Here is a 15,853-nt window from a genome sequence, read left to right as displayed (position 1 = left end):
GGTTATTCCACCGTTTCCTTTGGCGCGGGGCGGCCGGTGTAGCTCTCTAGCAGCTGGCGCTGCAGCGCAAACATCTCTTCCTTTTCTGCTGGCTCCATGTGGTCGAAACCCATGAGGTGCAGCAGCCCGTGGGTGGTCAGCAACAGGATTTCATCGTGGGTGCTGTGGCCCCCGGCCTTGGCCTGCGCTTCGGCGACGGCAGGGCAGATGACGATGTCGCCAAGGATGCCGCTCTCCCCCGGCGCACCGGCAGTTCCGGGGCGCAGCTCATCCATCGGGAAGCTCATCACATCGGTGGGGCCTTCGAGGTCCATCCACTCGACGTGCAGGGCGCTCATGGCATCCTCGTCGATGAAAACGATCGATACTTCGGTTTCCGGGTGCAGGAACATTGCCCGCATCACCGATTCTGCCAAGGCGTTGACATCCTTGAGATCGACGTCGTATTCGGTTTCGTTATTTACTTCAATGCTCATTTGCTGCGGCGTCCCCGGTTGTGGTCTTTGCGTCGGGTGTCATCCCAACGGTCGTAAGCAGTAACGATGTCGGCAATCAGGCGGTGGCGAACCACATCCGAAGAGTCGAGTCGGCAGATGCTGATGTCGTCGATGCCTTCAAGGACATCGCTGGCCATGCGCAACCCGGAGGTCGCATTGTTGGGCAGATCCACCTGGGTGACATCCCCCGTCACTACCATCTTGGAACCGAATCCCAGGCGGGTCAGGAACATCTTCATCTGTTCACTGGTGGTGTTCTGCGCTTCGTCCAGGATCACGAAGGCGTCATTGAGGGTGCGTCCACGCATATAGGCCAGCGGAGCGACCTCAATGGTTCCGGCTTCGAGCAATTGCGGAATGGTTTCCGGATTGATCATGTCGTGCAAGGCATCGTAGAGCGGGCGCAGGTACGGGTCGATCTTCTCGGTCAACGAGCCCGGCAGGAAGCCCAGCTTCTCCCCTGCCTCAACGGCAGGCCGGGTCAGGATGATGCGGTTGACCTGCTTGTCCTGCAAGGCGGCGACGGCCATGGCCATGGCCAGGAAGGTCTTGCCGGTACCGGCTGGGCCAATGCCGAAAGTAATTGTCGAATCCTCTATGGCGTCGACATAGCTCTTCTGGTTCACGGTCTTGGGGCGGATGGAACGTCCGCGCCCCGAGAGGATCTTCAGGCCCAGGACGTCGGTGGGTGCATCCGGATTGCCGGTGCTGAGCATCTTGATGATCTGCTCGATCGTTTCGGCGCTCATGCGCGAGCCGCGAGTAGCCAGCGAACGGGCTTCTTCGGTGACGCGCTGGGCCTTGCGAACTTGCTGCGGTTCACCTACCAGAGCCAGGGATTGGCCGTTGGGGCGGAAGCTCACCTGCGGGTAGGCGCCGGAGAGAATACGCAAGAGCTCGTCATTGGGACCGAGGGTGGCAATCATGAGCTCAGCTGTATCGAAACTGATGGTGAGCGATGCGGATCCGTTCTCCGCTGTCGCCTTATTCTGTTCAACCTGCATGCAGTGCGCGGCGCCCCTTTGCGAGCTTGGTGGTGATCGTGATTTGTCCTGCTTGCCATTCTATCGAGTCGCAGGCCAATCCGGAGAAAATTCAGGTCTCAGCGTAAGCAGTAGAACCTGAAAGTAGTCTTGAATGATGCTAATCGGGGCAAGTGGCGAACATATAGATTTGGTTACGGATTAGTAGGTTGGGCCATTTTTCTGCAGTTAGCCGCTTCTGATATGGCAAGCTTGAGAGCGGTTCCAATACGGCCAGGAGCCGCAACAGCTAAAATCACCACGGATTGGTACGCAGTGCAATCAAGGATCTTGCGGAAGATTCCACGCCGATTCGGCGTTTTGGGAATCACTGCCGCTCTCGTCGTCGCCGCAGGATGCGGTCTGACGAATCGCGAGAGCTCCTATGAGATGCCATCGACCGCCGTGGCTGAATCGCTGAACCTGCCGAACGCCACCGACGCTGGCGAGGATGTCGGCATCGCGGCTAGCCTGCCCATCTACTGGCTGGAAAACACCGATACCGGCGTGTTCCTGTACCGCGAGTACATCGAGGACACCCGCCATCAGGAACCCATCGGCGATGCGATCTGGACGCTGCTCTCAGCCGACCCGATGAAGCCGAAACGCTATACCCATTTGAAGCCCACCGATGAAATCGGGGTTTCAATCAATAATGCGAATGTCATCACCTTGGATCTGCCGGCCAAGGTCTTCAGCGCCAATCTCGACCAGGGCCTGTCGGAGCGCGCCATCCAGCAATTGGTCTTCACCGCTACGGCAGCTGCCGCCAGCGCTGGACTGGTCGTGGGCGAGCTTCCCGCAACGGTCCGCATCCTGGTTGATGGCCAGGCAAATGCCACAGTCTTCGACGGTTTCCGGCTCAAGGATGTCTACGAGCGCGATGCGGCGTTCATTGCACCGATCTGGATCATCGATCCGCAGTTCAACAAGACCTTGGCGGATGGCTCGATCAAGATTAACGGCCGAACCACCCAGTTCGACATCGGCACCTTCTACTCCTTGCAGCGCAAGGACGCCGACGGCAAGCTCACGGTGATGACCGCTCAGAAGCAGGTCAACCCCGGGCAGATCAATGCCGACGGTTCATTCACCCTGACCACCGATCTGCGTGCCGGCTCATACCGGCTGACTTTCTGGGGCGTTGAGACCGGATCGGACCATCTGGTCGGCAAGGTCACCAGCGACTTCCGCGTCGAGTAACGCAGCATCCAGCGCTGCAGCCCCCGCCGGAAGCCCTGGACATGAACCTGGGCGCCCGTTGTCCGGGCCAGCTCCTGAACTGGTGGCGGCTGAGCATTCTTGGCCTGCTGGCAGGATTTCCAGTGCCGTTGCCTTGGACAGCGTCGTGATCCGATCGGCTGCCGCATTCGCGTATCTGACCCGCAGCGACTTCGCGTTCCCCGTCCCGAGGCCTTTTCTCGGCTCGAACCCGTTGCGCCGGCCGGAGACGAAATTGCTCCGCAGATCCCGGCAGGCATGTGCCTGCCGGGATCTGTGGAGCAATTCACCTGCTAACCGGAATTCTGGAACCTAGATTTCGCCGATCAAATGGCGGATCAAGACCAGGGCCGCGGGGCCCGCGGTCGAGGCACGCAGCACATGCTGGCCCAGCAGGGCTGGTTGGGCGCCGGCATCGACGAAGGACTGCAGCTCCGTTTCGGAGATGCCTCCTTCTGGCCCGACGATCATGATGATCTCCTGGCCGGCCCGCGCATCGGCGAGCCACGACTGCACATGCCGGGCCACCGATTCCGCGGCCTGCTCGTGCAGAACCAGAACCAGTGCGCCATTTGCGGTATCGGCCGCGATGGCCTTGGCCAGTTCCTTGGAACCCAGCGGGTCCAGCACCTCCGGCTCATAGGCGCGGCGCGACTGCTTCTGCGCCGAGCGCACCTGGGCGCGCCACTTGGCCATGGCCTTGTCGACCTTGGCCGCGTTCCAGCGCACGATCGAGCGGTCGGCCTGCCAGGGGCGTACCGACAGCACGCCCAGTTCCACGCCGGACTCGACAGCTTGCAGGTCGCGATCCCCCTTGGACAGCGCCTGGACCAGGGTGACCGGGTGATCGCTGACCGCTTCCTCGGCACGGCGCAGGACCTTCACGCTCAGCAGGTCCTTGGCGGTGCCGATGACCTCCACAGTCAGGCGCAGCCCCTTGCCATCCAGCAGGTCCAGGTGCTCGCCCGCGGAGACCCGTTTAACGGCGACCGCGTGGTGCGCTTCGGAGCCATCCAGTTCAAGAATGTCCCCGACCGTTGCGTCCCGGCCCTGCTGGGCGTCGATGACGAAGCTGTGGTTGCTCATGCCTAGCGCTGGTTCAGCTTGTCGCGCAGGCGGGAGAACATGCCGCCGCTGTGCTCCACACGGCCGGCGGAGAGTTCTTCGCCACGCAGCTTGGCCAGCTGCTCGAGCAGATCGCGCTGGGCAGCGTCGAGCTTGGTCGGGGTCTCCACCTGCAGGTGCACGATGATGTCCCCGCGCTTGCCTCCGCGCAGGCGCGGCACACCGAGGCCCGGCAGGGTGACGGTGTCGCCATCCTGGGCGCCTGGCTCCACATTGATGGACTGGCCGCCGTCGAAGGTTTCCAGCTTCAGCTCGCAACCCAGTGCGGCGGCGGTCATTGGCAGGCTCATCTTGGCGTGCAGGTCGGTGCCGGCGCGCTCGAAGACCTTATGGCGGCGCACGTCGATCTCGACGAACAGGTTGCCGTTAGGCCCGCCGCCCGGGCCGGCTTCGCCCTGTCCGCGCAGCTGGATGCGGGTGCCGGAGTCGACACCTGCAGGAACGTTCAGCGACTTGGACACATGCTCGCGCACCCGGCCTTCGCCGTTGCACTCCAGGCAGGGGTCCGGGATGGTGGTGCCGAAACCGCGGCAGGCCGCACAGGTTTCCACGGTCATCATCTGGCCCAGGAATGAACGCACTGGACGCTGGACCTGGCCTGCGCCATGGCAGATATCGCAGGTGACCGGGCTGGTGCCTTCGCGCGTGCACGAACCGTTGCACGTTTTGCAGGTGACAGCTGTTTCCATCTCCAGCGGGTAGACCGTGCCCTTGACCGCGTCTTCCAGGTCGATGGTGATGGTGATCAGCGCGTCGCGCCCTGGCTGGGTGCGTGATGCCGGGCCCTGGGCCTGGCCGCCACCGAAGAACTGCTCGAAGATGTCGCCGAAGCCGCCAAAGCCCTGGCCGCCACCGCCGAAGCCCGGGTGGCCGTTGCCGTTCTCATCGCCGGTGGCGTCGTAGTTGGAGCGCTTGGTCTGGTCGGAAAGGACTTCGTAGGCTCGGGTGACCAGCTTGAACTGTTCTGCAGCGTCATCGCTAGGGTTTACATCCGGGTGCAGCTTACGCGCCAACTTGCGGTAGGCACTCTTGATTTCCTGCGGGGTCGCGTCCTTGGCGACGCCTAGGGTCTCGTAATGCGAGCTCACGTTATTCGCCGTGTCCTTTCCTGAGAATCTTGAAATTCGGTAGTGCCGGGCGGTGCCCAGCGAGGCTAGTTAGCCAAAATCTTCGACAGGTACCGTGCCACCGCACGAACCGAGGCCATGGAGGTTGGATAGTTCATCCGGGTGGGGCCCAGGACCCCGAGCTTGTTGCGCAGATCGGTGCCGTAAGTGGTGGCGACCACGGCGGCTTCCGACAGCTGCCCGTAGTGGTGCTCGGTGCCGATGGCCACGGCCACGCCGCGCGAATCGGCTTCCAGCTCGGAGAAGAGCTTGAGCAGCACTACCTGCTCCTCGAGCGCCTCGAGCACCGGGGTTATGCTCAGCGGGAAGTCCCCTTCCACGCGGGCGAGGTTCGCGGTGCCTGCCATGATGATGCGCTGCGCGTTGGCCGCCTGGGCCATTTCTTCCAGCGCACCGATCACCTGGTCCACCAGGGGGTCGGCCTGCTGCGTCGAACTGCGCTCGATGCGGGTGAGCCGTCCGGCAAGTTCGGCAAGCTTCACTCCCCCGAAATTGTTGAGCAGCCACAGCTTCAGGTCGTCCAGCTCATCATCGCTGTAGGAACGCTGGACCGGCATCATGCGCTGATCCACCGTGCCATTGGAAGCGATCATCACCATCAGCACCTGGGCCGAGCCCAGTCCGACCAGATCGAGGTTCTTCAACGAAGCGGTGTCGTAGTGCGGCACCTGGATCATTGCTACCTGGTTGGTCAACCGCGCCAGGAGGCGAACGGTGCTCTTGAGCATCTCGTCCAGGTCCGTGGAGCTGTCCAGGATCTTGTTGATGGCGTCGCGTTCAGCCCGCGACAGCGGCTTGAGCTCGCCGATCTCATCGACGAAGCGGCGGTATCCCTTTTCGGTGGGGATGCGTCCGGAGGAAGTATGCGGAGCGACAATGAGCCCCTCTTCTTCCAGCAAGGCCATGTCATTGCGGATCGTCGCGGCGCTGACACCGAGGTTGTGCCGGTCCAGGAGCGCTTTGGAACCCACTGGCTCACGGGATTGGACGTAGTCCTCCACGATGGCACGCAGAACGTCTAGGCGTCGCGTCTCTGTCACAACAGCACCTCCTTGGATTTCCTGTGCCCGGCTTTGGCACTCTAACCTGTCAAGTGCCAAGTCTAATACGTTCAGCAGTTGCTAGCATTGGATTTCGAGCGTATTCGATCACAGCGAAAGGCAGTACGTGACTAATTACTCCTGGGGACCACGGGATCTGAGTGCACCGGCACCGAAAAAACTCCGCCAGGTCCCTGTTGAACGTGGCATGATTCTGGAAGATGCCACCTCAGGATGGGTAGGAGAAGTCATCCGTACCGAGAAATCCGGTGGCATGCGCGTGATCGTGCTCGAGGACCGCCACGGCAAGACCCGCTCCTTCCAGGCGGGCTTCGGGTTCTTCCTCGAAGGCGAAGCGGTGGAGATCATTGATCCCGTTGCCAAGGCCGCACCGCCCCAGAAGCTGGTCTCGGCTTCGGGTTCGCGTGCCGTTGCCGGACTGAAGGCCCGGGAAGCCAGGGCGAGCCGCATCTGGGTAGAAGGCAAGCACGACGCTGAGCTGGTTGAAAAAGTTTGGGGCCACGACCTGCGTGTTGAAGGCATCGTCGTTGAACCGCTGCATGGCGTGGACGATCTTGCCGGGGCTATCCGCGACTTCGCCCCCTCCGCGCAGCGCCGCCTGGGAATCCTGGTTGACCACCTGGTTGCCGGAAGCAAGGAATCGCGCATCGTTGCCGAGGCGATGAAGGTCCCCGGTGCAGCGCAAAACGTGCTGATCCTCGGCCACCCGTACGTGGATGTATGGCAGGCGATCAAGCCTGCGACACTGGGCATCAAGGCTTGGCCGGTGATCACCAAGGGCACCGATTGGAAAACCGGTGTGCTCCGGGCCTTTGGCTGGCCGCACTCCACCGCGGAAGACATCGGCATCGGATGGCAGCGGCTCTTGTCCACGGTGCAGCATTACGGGCAGCTTGAACCACAGCTCTTGGGCCGGATTGAAGAATTGATCGATTTTCTCACGACCGAAGATTACGGTTTCCTAACGATTGACTAATAGTTGGAGATTAGTCTGCGAATCTCCCCGTGCGCCCAGCCGCGGTCGCTATGATAAGAGGAACCACACTTAGCAAGACAAGGAAAAATAGTGACATCACGCCAGACGAAGCCATCGGAGAATTCCCGCTTCGAAGGTTCCAGGACCTCTGCGCTGCCGCTGACTCCTTCAGAAGATCGCCAGTGGGCAATGATGGCCCACTTCGGTGCCATCTTGGGTTGCGTTCCTTCGGCAATCGTCTTTGCCGTATTCCGGGACCGTGGCCCGTTCACTGCACAGGAATCGAAGGAAGCGTTCAATTTCACGTTCCCGCTGACCATTCTCGCCATCGTATTCAATGTGCTCATGGTCTTGCCGGTGATCGGCTGGCTTTTCGCAGTACTCGCCGTGGCCCTCTGGGTCTTCATGACGGTCTCGGGCGCCCTTGCTGCCATCCAGGCCAACAAGGGACGCCCTTACCGCTACCAATTCAATCTGCGGCTGATGAAGTAGCAGTGATTTCCCAGTCTTAGAAATCGAGCAGTTCACGCACCACGAGGTCGGCCAGGAGCCGGCCTCGCTGCGTTAACACCAATGTGCCGGCGAACGCGGCCTTGGCATCAATCAGCTCGTCGGCGATCAAGCCGGCGACTTTCTTGCGTCCGGTTTCATCGAGCTCGCTAATCGTCATGCCCGAACCCAGCCGGGTCAACAGCATCGTGCGCTCAAGCTGCACGGCCTCGGCATCCGGGTATTCGCGGCCGTGGCCCGGGGAGATTCCAGCATCGATCCGTTGCTGATACGCGGCTGGATGCTTCACATTCCACCAGCGCAGCCCGCCAACATGGGAATGCGCGCCGGGGCCTGCGCCCCACCAGTCGCCGCCCTGCCAGTAAGCGATGTTGTGCTGGCAGGCATTCGCCGGGGTCTTCGCCCAGTTGCTGACCTCGTACCAGGAGAAACCGGCCGCGGCAAACATGTCGTCGGCCAACTGGTACTTTTCGGCATGGTCGTCATCATCGATGTTCGGTACCTCGCCACGGCGAATCTGGGCCGCCAGCTTGGTGCCTTCCTCGATGATCAGCGCATACGCCGAAATGTGATCAGGTTCGTAGCTCAACGCGGCTTCGATGCTGGTGCGCCAGTCTGCCAGGCTCTCCCCCGGAGTGCCATAAATCAGATCGACACTGACATCCAGGCCGGCCTCGCGCGCCCACGCAACGGCTTGCGGAACGCGCTTCGGATCATGGGTGCGCTCAAGCACCTTGAGCACGTGGGGCACCGCGGACTGCATGCCGAAAGACACGCGGGTGAACCCGCCGTCGGCCAGCTCCTGCAGGCTTTCGCGGGTCACCGAATCCGGGTTGGCCTCCGTGGTGATTTCCGCGCCCGGCTTCAGGCCGAAGTCGTCGCGGATCCGGCCGAGCACCGAGACCAGGTCTCCGGCGGGCAGCAGCGTGGGAGTTCCGCCGCCGAAGAAGACAGTTTCAATTTCGCGGTGCGGTTGGCCCGAACGGTCCATCACCTCGCGGGCGAAGCTGATTTCCTTGCTGACGGTGGCAGCGTAGGTTGCTTGGCTGGAACCGGAGCCCAGCTCCGTGGCGGTGTACGTGTTGAAATCGCAGTAGCCGCAACGGACGGTGCAGAACGGAATATGCACATAAAAGGACATGGTCCGCCCCTGTGCCTCATGCGCGCATGAGGCAGGGAGCAGACCATCGGCCGGAGCCGGATCGCCGTCAGGCAGTACTGAAGGCATTTACTTCTTTTTCGGCTCGTCGGTGGACAGTGCGGCAATGAAGGCTTCCTGCGGAACCTCCACGCGGCCGACCATCTTCATGCGCTTCTTGCCTTCCTTCTGCTTTTCCAGCAGCTTGCGCTTGCGGCTGATATCGCCGCCGTAGCACTTGGCAAGAACGTCCTTGCGGATTGCGCGGATGTTCTCACGGGCAATGATGCGCGAACCGATCGCGGCCTGGATTGGAACTTCGAACTGCTGGCGAGGAATCAGCTCACGCAGCTTCGAGGTCATCATGGTCCCGTAGTTGTAGGCCTTGTCGCGGTGCGTAATGGCGCTGAAGGCATCCACCTGCTCGCCCTGGAGCAGGATGTCGACCTTGACCAGATCTGCCACCTGCTCGCCGTCGGCCTTCCAGTCCAGCGAAGCATAGCCGCGGGTCTTGGACTTGAGGTGGTCGAAGAAGTCGAACACGATCTCAGCCAGCGGAAGGTGGTAGCGCATTTCGACACGGTCCTCGGAGAGGTAGTCCATGCCGCGCATGGTGCCGCGGCGGGTCTGGCACAGTTCCATGACCGAGCCGATGAATTCGCTTGGCGCCAGGATGGTGGCGGCAACCATTGGCTCGTGGACTTCCAGGATCTTGCCATCCGGGAATTCCGAGGGGTTGGTCACCGTAATCATCTGCTTGTCTTCGCCCATGACCTCGTACACCACGTTCGGCGCCGTGGAAATCAGGTCCAGATTGAATTCGGATTCCAGTCGCTGGCGGGTGATTTCCAGGTGCAGCAGGCCCAGGAAGCCCACGCGGAAGCCGAAGCCCAGGGCCACGGAGGTTTCCGGTTCGTAGGTCAGCGCAGCATCGTTGAGCTGCAGCTTATCCAGCGCATCACGCAGTACCGGGTAGTCGGTGCCGTCCATCGGGTACAGGCCGGAGAAGACCATTGGCTTGGCCTCTTCGTACCCGCCCAGGGACTCGGTGGCCGGCTTGTGGAAGTTGGTGACGGTATCGCCGACCTTGGACTGGCGCACGTCCTTGACACCGGTGATCAGGTAGCCCACTTCGCCAACGCCCAGGCCCTTGGTGGGCTCGGGGTTCGGCGAGGATACGCCGATTTCCAGCAGTTCGTGGGTGGTGCCGGTGGACATCATCTGGATCTTCTCGCGAGGAGACAGATTGCCATCGACAACTCGAACGTAGGTCACCACGCCACGGTAGGTGTCGTATACGGAGTCGAAGATCATTGCGCGAGCCGGAGCCTTGGCATCGCCGACAGGCGGCGGGAGCTGCTTGATGACCTCATCGAGCAGTGCTTCAACACCTTCACCGGTCTTGCCCGAAACCTTCAGCACGTCTTCTGGCTCGCAACCGATCAGGTTGGCCAGCTCGGCAGCGTACTTTTCCGGCTGCGCGTTGGGCAGGTCGATCTTATTGAGCACAGGGATGATCGTCAGATCGCCCTCGATAGCCAAATAGAGGTTGGCCAGGGTCTGCGCCTCGATGCCCTGGGCGGCGTCAACTAGCAGGATCGCGCCTTCGCAGGCGGCCAGCGAACGCGAGACTTCGTAGGTGAAGTCGACGTGCCCGGGGGTATCGATCATGTTCAGTGCATAGGGGGTGCCATCTTCGGCTCCCCACGGCATGCGCACAGCCTGGGACTTGATGGTGATGCCGCGTTCGCGCTCGATGTCCATGCGGTCGAGGTACTGTGCCTTCATGTCGCGGGCAGCGACAACGCCGGTCAGTTGCAACATCCGGTCGGCCAGGGTCGACTTACCGTGGTCGATATGGGCAATGATGCAGAAGTTACGGATGAGCGACGGATCGGTCGCGGCAGGCACCGGAGCGGTGCGGGCCAATGGAGACACCTAAACAGACCTCACTAGCTGACTAAAAGACATAGTTGGATTAGCTTCCATTCTGTCATGATTTCCGCGTCTTCTCATATTTCGACAGCCTGAAACTGATAGTTTGTCGTCCATGGCACTGAATCCAGAGAAGATATTTAGCATCGTCATGCGCGCGCTGAAGGAAATCAGCAAGGTCCGCGCAAATTCGGCAAGCAAGCGCCCGGCCAGCAACCGCGGGGCCAGCGGGTCCCCGAGCACTGCCGGAAGCCGCTCTCGTGCCAACTCCATGCAGGATTCTCCAGCGGGTGCCGGCTACCCGGGTGATTACCGTGGCAAGATTCACTACGAGTACAATCCGGCGAAGGACGGCAACGCCGATCCGGGAGAAATTGTCTGGACTTGGGTTCCCTATGAAGAGGATTATTCGCAGGGCAAGGATCGCCCGGTGCTGATCGTCGGCCGTGATAGTGGCTGGCTGCTGGGGTTGATGCTCACCAGCAAGGAGAAGAACAACTCGGATCACCGCGACCGCAACTACATGGACATCGGTACCGGGGACTGGGACCGCGAGCGGCGTCCGAGCGAGGTCAAGCTCGATCGCATTATCCGAGTCGGCGAGCAAGCCGTCCGCCGCGAAGGCGCCATCCTGGATCGCGAACGCTTCTCAAATGTGGTGAACGCCCTAAACGAACGCGCATAAGCACTCGTTGTCAGGCTCCCTATCTGATAAAGTTAATCTTTGTGTGTTGCGCAGGTTGGGCAACACGCCCCCTTCGGGTCGCCATAGGTGCCCCACACCGCTCAGTCGATGGCCTGAAGGATGAACCCTCTACCGACCGTATAAAACGATAAACGAGAGAGTTTATTAAAGTGGCTAACATCAAGTCCCAGAAGAAGCGTATCCTGACCAACGAGAAGGCACGTCTGCGTAACGTAGCTGTCCGTTCCGAGGTCAAGACCGTGATCCGTAACGTCAACGAGGCAGTAGTCTCCGGTGACAAGGAAAAGGCAACCGAGGCACTGCGCCTGGCTGGCAAGAAGATCGACAAGGCTGTAAGCAAGGGTGTTCTGCACAAGAACAACGCTGCTAACCGCAAGTCGGCTATCGCCAAGAAGGTTAACGCCCTCTAAGCCGAGCTTAGACTTCATCAACTCCCCCGCACTCATCGAGTGCGGGGGTTTTGTTTTGCCCGGAACTGCTCATCGAAGCTTCCCGGCAGACACGCGCCGATGGCTAGCCTTAATTAAAGAGCAGTGGGAGCGCGCACGAGTGCATCGTGCCCGCCCCCATCTGGAACCTCAGCGGCTAGCGTCCCGGAGACTTGCCTGCAATGAACATGATGGCGTGTTCCAGCGCGTAGCCCGGTGAACGGCTGCCGCCCTTGACCATGCGGTCGGTATTCGCTATTTCTTCGACGCACAGGGCAAGATCGCTGCGTTTCCAGCCGCGAGCCTGCTGCTGCGCCTGCTGAACTTGCCACGGCGCCATCCCCAACTCGGATGCCAATGAAGCTGCGGGTTCATTCACGCCGGCGACCTTGGCGATCTGGCGGACCTTCATCGCCAAGGTGGCCACAATGGGAATCGGGTCGGTTCCAGTACCCAGCGCATGGCGCAAAGTGCGAAGCGCCATCTGGGCGTTGCCGGAAATTGCGGCATCGGCCACCTTGAACGCAGTTGCTTCAACCCGGCCGCCGTAGTACCTGTCGACCGTATCCTGGTCAATGGTTCCCGTGGTGTCGGCAATCAGCTGGGAGCAGCTCGATCCAAGCTCTGCCAGCGAGTTGCCTACCGCCGCTACGAGGGCTTTGACCGCGTCATTGGTAATCCGGCGCTTGGCGGCTTTGAATTCGGATTGGACGAAGTCGATCTTCTCGGAGTCCTTTTTCACCGGTTGGCAATTGACGATCAGGGCACCGGCAGCTTTGATCGCGTCAATCAGCTTCTTGCCGCGCGTACCACCCGAGTAATGCATGATGAGCACATTCTCGGGAGCCTGGTCTTTCAGGTAGGCCAGGGCGTCCTTGAGGAAGTACTCGTTCATGTGGGCCAGTTCATGGACCTCGACCAGATTGGCGCTGGAAAACAGCGAAGAGCTGGTGGCCATGAGCAGCTCTCCAGGCTCGTACTTTGCCGCGTCAAGACGCGTGTGCTGGATATCGTCCCGCTGGGATGCCTGGGAACGCAGCAATTCGAAGGCGCGCGAAGCGAGGTAATCCTCTGAACCGGTCAACAGGATCAGTGGTTGCGGGCGCAGTTCCCGCCATGAGATACCCGGATTTGCTTGGGCGCGTGCCATCGAACTCCTTAGTGCATCGGTCGATATAACGATCCTACCGAACCGGCGTACCCAGGGAGGTACCCAGAACGCCCTGGCTGGTAAATGTGAGCAGTACGGTACCCGATTGGTCGGTGCGAATCACCGTCGCGCCGACCTGCTGCGCCATCGCCAGGGTCTCGGGGTGCGGGTGTCCATAGGAATTATCCTTCCCGGCGGAGACCAGCAGGATCTGCGGACGGATCTGCTCGATGATTTCGGTTCCGCCGTTGCGTGCCCCATGGTGCGAGGCTTTCAGGATCGCTGCATGCCCTTGCGGATGCAGGCGCAGCAGGCGATCCATGGCTTCGGTTTCCATGTCCCCGGCCGTGAAGAGATCGATGGTCCCGGACCCGGTGGAAAAGCTGAACCGGATGACCAGCGATGTATCGTTGGGTTCGGCGTATTTCGCGAAGCGCGCCTCGGGGCCCACGACTTCGAAGCCCACCTCCCCTGCAGCCTGCCGCGTACCGGGCTCCAAGGCGCGTGCACCGGGCCATAGTTCAAGGTCGAACCCAGTCGAGACCAGGCGTTCACCAATCTTTACGTGCGAATTCTCCAGCTCGCCCACGGCCCCGAAATGGTCGCTGTGGGTATGCGTGATGAAGACCTTGCTCAAGGTGCTGATGCCCAGCCGCTCCAGGCACAGCAGCAACCCGCTCTCCGGTGGTCCGGTATCGATCAGCCAGCCCTCTGAATCCCCCAGATTGATGACGAAGGCGTCGCCCTGGCCCACATCGCACATGGCAATGCTCCAATGCGGCGCGATATCTTCCCGGTAGAACAGCGTCGCAGGCAGAACGAGCGCTACGGCGAATACCAGGATCGCTCCCAGCACGCTTAGGGACACCTGCCTGACCCGGAGCCTCTCGGTTTCCCGGCCCAGCACCAGCAGGGTGCAAAGCACCAGGGAGAGCATCACTGCCAAGACGATTCCGGGTAGGCCTTCGGGCCACGGCCGGGCGGCACCGGGGAGCCCGGAAACGAAATGGGCCACCTGGCCAATGGCTTCTGCCGGCAGCCCCGGAACCCAGATCAGCACCGATTCCAGCGCTGGCCACGGCGTGCACAGCAGCAGGCAGGCCATGCCGAGCGCAGTAATCAAGGGCAGCAACGGCGCGACCACGAGGTTCGCGGGCAGCGAGTACAGGCTGAAATCCGAATTCAACGCGATGACCACCGGCAGGCAGGTGAACTGTGCCGCGCAGCAAATGGCCGTCAGCTGCGCGAACCAGGCCGGGAATATGTGGAGAAGAATTTCGGTCAGGGCCGGGGCGAGCATGATGATTCCCAGGGTCGCCAGCATCGACAGGGCGAAGGCCGGTTCGGCACCCAGCGAGCGATCGATAGCCAGCAAGGCGGTTCCGCTCAGGCACAGTATTCCCAGAGAGCCTTGGCCACGACCCAGCAGCACCGAGATGACCGCAATGCTGCCCATCAGGCTGGCGCGCAGGACACTGGGATCCGGCCCGGCAAACCAGGCGAAGAGCCCGACCACGCCAATCATCAAGATCGCGCTGGGTGCCCGTGGCACCGAAAACAGCCGGAGCAGCACCAGCACAATGGCCCCGATCAGGGCAATGTTCGATCCGCTCACCGCGGTCAGGTGGCTCAACCCGCTGGATCTCATCGCCTCGCTCAACGCTTCGTCCTGTCCGGAACGATCGCCATAGAGCATGCCAGGCAGCAGCGCCTGGGCATTGTCCGGCAGGCCGCGCAGGCCCTGGGTGAACCGTTCCTTGAGGTAATCCGCGGCGGTAGGCTCAACCCAGGAGCTCACCTGCGGTTCACTGGCGGCATGCGCCCACCAATCGAAGGCGCCGGCAGCTGCTGCTTCCAAGTCGAGGATGGTCTCGAACTCGCCCGCAGTGGCCGGCACCCCGAAATCAATGGTGAGGAAGACCGGCACCCGGCATGGCACCCATTGGCCGTTGGCCCAGTACCGCTGGATTTCCGCCCGGCCGGCGGCAGCCCCCTGGCCCTGCGCGGTGGCCGGGTCCTCGAAGCGGACCACGGCACGGCGCTGTTGCTCGCCGGCGCCCGGCAGCTGGCACTGGGGGTCGGTGAAGGCCAGGCTGCTGACGGCCACCACCCCCAGGAGCAGGATAATAGGACCGGTAAACCATGGCGCCGCGTAGGCGCGGTCGTGCCGGGGCCGCAAAAGCAGGAACAACAGGACAGCCATCAGCGCGGAAAGTACCCACAGCAACCAGACCGGGAGGGTGAAATAGGCGGCGGTCCACGCGCCGCCCAGCAGCCACAGGCCGCGGAAATCGGTGTTCACGGGATCACCAGTTCGCTCAGCTGGCCCAGCAGCGCCGGACCGATGCCCGGTACCGCATCCAGCTCTTCCACGGAGCTGAACGGGCCGTTCTCGGTGCGGAAGTCGATGATCCGGGCTGCCAATGCCGGCCCGATCCCCGGAAGCTCCTGCAGGGTCTGGGAATCGGCACTGTTGAGCGAAATCTTCCCGCCCGCCGTCGCGCTCGGTGCCGCGGCTAGTTCCGTGGCCGTTTCGGCGCCCGGAAGGACCACCTGCTGGCCGTCGACCAGTTTGGCCGCCAGGTTCACCATCTGCGCACGTGCGCCTTTGGCCAGCCCGCCGGCGGCGTCCACCGCGTCGGCAATCCGCGAATCCACGGGCAGCTGGTAGACGCCGGGCTTCTTCACCGCGCCGACCACGTGGACCGTGACCTCGGGTGCGGCCGGGCTCGGGGACTGGTGGTCCGCCGGCGCCGAAGCGGACGGGTCGGATACCAGCGGAACTGTTTCAAGCTCCTGGGCGACCGGCGGTGGCGCGAGCAGGATGGAGATCGCAATCCAGGCGAGCACCACGATGACCAGCACCAGCACGGCCACGCGCGAGATCGCGAATCTCAGGCGACCGGGACGTGGCGCGTACTTGCTGAAGAAGTCGTGGCGGCCCATGGGCCACAGTC

The 15,853-nt window shown here is 61.9% G+C and carries 15 protein-coding genes; 5 read left to right on the top strand and 10 right to left on the bottom strand.

The genetic code is table 11. From position 1 onward, the window contains the following. Positions 1-2 precede the first annotated feature (2 nt). Positions 3-476, bottom strand: a complete 474-nt coding sequence (gene ybeY, locus EDF61_RS04150) for an rRNA maturation RNase YbeY (RefSeq protein ID WP_105658335.1) — start codon at positions 474-476, stop codon at positions 3-5. Further along, positions 473-1,501 (bottom strand): PhoH family protein, encoded by a 1,029-nt coding sequence (locus EDF61_RS04145; protein ID WP_133833356.1) that lies wholly within the window; start codon positions 1,499-1,501, stop codon positions 473-475. Before EDF61_RS04145 ends, ybeY begins: the two co-directional genes overlap by 4 nt. 309 nt (positions 1,502-1,810) lie before the next feature. Between EDF61_RS04145 and EDF61_RS04140 the strand changes: the two genes are divergently transcribed. Next, positions 1,811-2,722: a GerMN domain-containing protein gene (locus EDF61_RS04140; protein WP_105658333.1), complete on the top strand. Its 912-nt coding sequence runs from the start codon at positions 1,811-1,813 to the stop codon at positions 2,720-2,722. Positions 2,723-3,052: 330 nt separating this feature from the next. Here EDF61_RS04140 and EDF61_RS04135 read toward each other — a convergent pair whose 3' ends face one another. The 3 genes from EDF61_RS04135 to hrcA all read right to left on the bottom strand — a co-directional run bounded on the left by EDF61_RS04135 (position 3,053) and on the right by hrcA (position 6,032). Next, positions 3,053-3,826: a 16S rRNA (uracil(1498)-N(3))-methyltransferase gene (locus EDF61_RS04135; RefSeq protein ID WP_133833354.1), complete on the bottom strand. Its 774-nt coding sequence runs from the start codon at positions 3,824-3,826 to the stop codon at positions 3,053-3,055. Between the two features lie 2 nt (positions 3,827-3,828). Further along, entirely contained in the window at positions 3,829-4,953 is a 1,125-nt protein-coding gene (gene dnaJ / locus EDF61_RS04130; RefSeq protein ID WP_105658331.1) for a molecular chaperone DnaJ, read from the bottom strand. A 65-nt stretch (positions 4,954-5,018) separates the two neighbouring features. Further along, positions 5,019-6,032 carry a heat-inducible transcriptional repressor HrcA gene (gene hrcA / locus EDF61_RS04125; protein WP_133833353.1) on the bottom strand — a complete coding sequence of 338 codons (1,014 nt, stop codon included), beginning with the start codon at positions 6,030-6,032 and terminating at the stop codon, positions 5,019-5,021. 127 nt (positions 6,033-6,159) lie between these two features. Here hrcA and EDF61_RS04120 point away from each other — a divergent pair, with 127 nt between their 5' ends. Together EDF61_RS04120 and EDF61_RS04115 are read left to right on the top strand one after the other, a co-directional pair. Further along, complete coding sequence (locus EDF61_RS04120; protein WP_133833352.1) at positions 6,160-7,029, top strand: DUF3097 domain-containing protein; 870 nt, start codon at positions 6,160-6,162, stop codon at positions 7,027-7,029. Between the two features lie 90 nt (positions 7,030-7,119). Continuing rightward, positions 7,120-7,521 (top strand): DUF4870 domain-containing protein, encoded by a 402-nt coding sequence (locus EDF61_RS04115; RefSeq protein ID WP_105658328.1) that lies wholly within the window; start codon positions 7,120-7,122, stop codon positions 7,519-7,521. A gap of 16 nt (positions 7,522-7,537) precedes the next feature. On the opposite strand, the gene hemW is transcribed toward EDF61_RS04115, so the two are convergent. Both hemW and lepA read right to left on the bottom strand, forming a co-directional pair. Then, positions 7,538-8,767 (bottom strand): radical SAM family heme chaperone HemW, encoded by a 1,230-nt coding sequence (gene hemW, locus EDF61_RS04110; protein WP_105661289.1) that lies wholly within the window; start codon positions 8,765-8,767, stop codon positions 7,538-7,540. Then, positions 8,768-10,615, bottom strand: a complete 1,848-nt coding sequence (gene lepA, locus EDF61_RS04105) for a translation elongation factor 4 (protein WP_105658326.1) — start codon at positions 10,613-10,615, stop codon at positions 8,768-8,770. A 112-nt stretch (positions 10,616-10,727) separates the two neighbouring features. On the opposite strand from lepA, the gene EDF61_RS04100 reads away from it, so the two are divergent. Both EDF61_RS04100 and rpsT read left to right on the top strand, forming a co-directional pair. After that, positions 10,728-11,297 (top strand): type II toxin-antitoxin system PemK/MazF family toxin, encoded by a 570-nt coding sequence (locus EDF61_RS04100; RefSeq protein WP_133833351.1) that lies wholly within the window; start codon positions 10,728-10,730, stop codon positions 11,295-11,297. Positions 11,298-11,467: 170 nt separating this feature from the next. Further along, positions 11,468-11,728, top strand: a complete 261-nt coding sequence (rpsT, locus tag EDF61_RS04095; protein WP_105658324.1) for a 30S ribosomal protein S20 — start codon at positions 11,468-11,470, stop codon at positions 11,726-11,728. A 175-nt stretch (positions 11,729-11,903) separates the two neighbouring features. Here the strand turns inward: rpsT and holA are convergent, their stop codons facing one another. Genes holA through EDF61_RS04080 form a run of 3 tightly spaced genes read right to left on the bottom strand, consistent with a single transcriptional unit; the run spans position 11,904 to position 15,842 of the window. Beyond that, complete coding sequence (holA, locus tag EDF61_RS04090; protein WP_133833350.1) at positions 11,904-12,896, bottom strand: DNA polymerase III subunit delta; 993 nt, start codon at positions 12,894-12,896, stop codon at positions 11,904-11,906. A 34-nt stretch (positions 12,897-12,930) separates the two neighbouring features. Next, on the bottom strand, positions 12,931-15,198 hold the full coding sequence (locus tag EDF61_RS04085) for a ComEC/Rec2 family competence protein (protein ID WP_133833349.1): 2,268 nt from the start codon (positions 15,196-15,198) through the stop codon (positions 12,931-12,933). After that, positions 15,195-15,842 (bottom strand): ComEA family DNA-binding protein, encoded by a 648-nt coding sequence (locus EDF61_RS04080; protein ID WP_133833348.1) that lies wholly within the window; start codon positions 15,840-15,842, stop codon positions 15,195-15,197. Before EDF61_RS04080 ends, EDF61_RS04085 begins: the two co-directional genes overlap by 4 nt. Positions 15,843-15,853 lie beyond the last annotated feature (11 nt).

This window comes from Arthrobacter sp. JUb115, assembly GCF_004365035.1.
In the GTDB taxonomy this organism is placed as follows: Bacteria; Actinomycetota; Actinomycetes; order Actinomycetales; family Micrococcaceae; genus Glutamicibacter.
Note: the sequence above shows the minus strand (reverse complement) of the source record. Positions and strands in the feature narration are given on the sequence as shown.

What these genes read in the sequence shown, in the direction of transcription:
- EDF61_RS04145 (WP_133833356.1), bottom strand. Translation starts at nt 1,501, where the DNA reads ATGCAGGTTGAACAGAATAAGGCGACAGCGGAGAACGGATCCGCATCG.
- EDF61_RS04080 (WP_133833348.1), bottom strand. Translation starts at nt 15,842, where the DNA reads ATGGGCCGCCACGACTTCTTCAGCAAGTACGCGCCACGTCCCGGTCGC.
- EDF61_RS04100 (WP_133833351.1), top strand. Translation starts at nt 10,728, where the DNA reads ATGGCACTGAATCCAGAGAAGATATTTAGCATCGTCATGCGCGCGCTG.
- holA (WP_133833350.1), bottom strand. Translation starts at nt 12,896, where the DNA reads ATGGCACGCGCCCAAGCAAATCCGGGTATCTCATGGCGGGAACTGCGC.
- ybeY (WP_105658335.1), bottom strand. Translation starts at nt 476, where the DNA reads ATGAGCATTGAAGTAAATAACGAAACCGAATACGACGTCGATCTCAAG.
- EDF61_RS04135 (WP_133833354.1), bottom strand. Translation starts at nt 3,826, where the DNA reads ATGAGCAACCACAGCTTCGTCATCGACGCCCAGCAGGGCCGGGACGCA.
- hemW (WP_105661289.1), bottom strand. Translation starts at nt 8,767, where the DNA reads ATGCCTTCAGTACTGCCTGACGGCGATCCGGCTCCGGCCGATGGTCTG.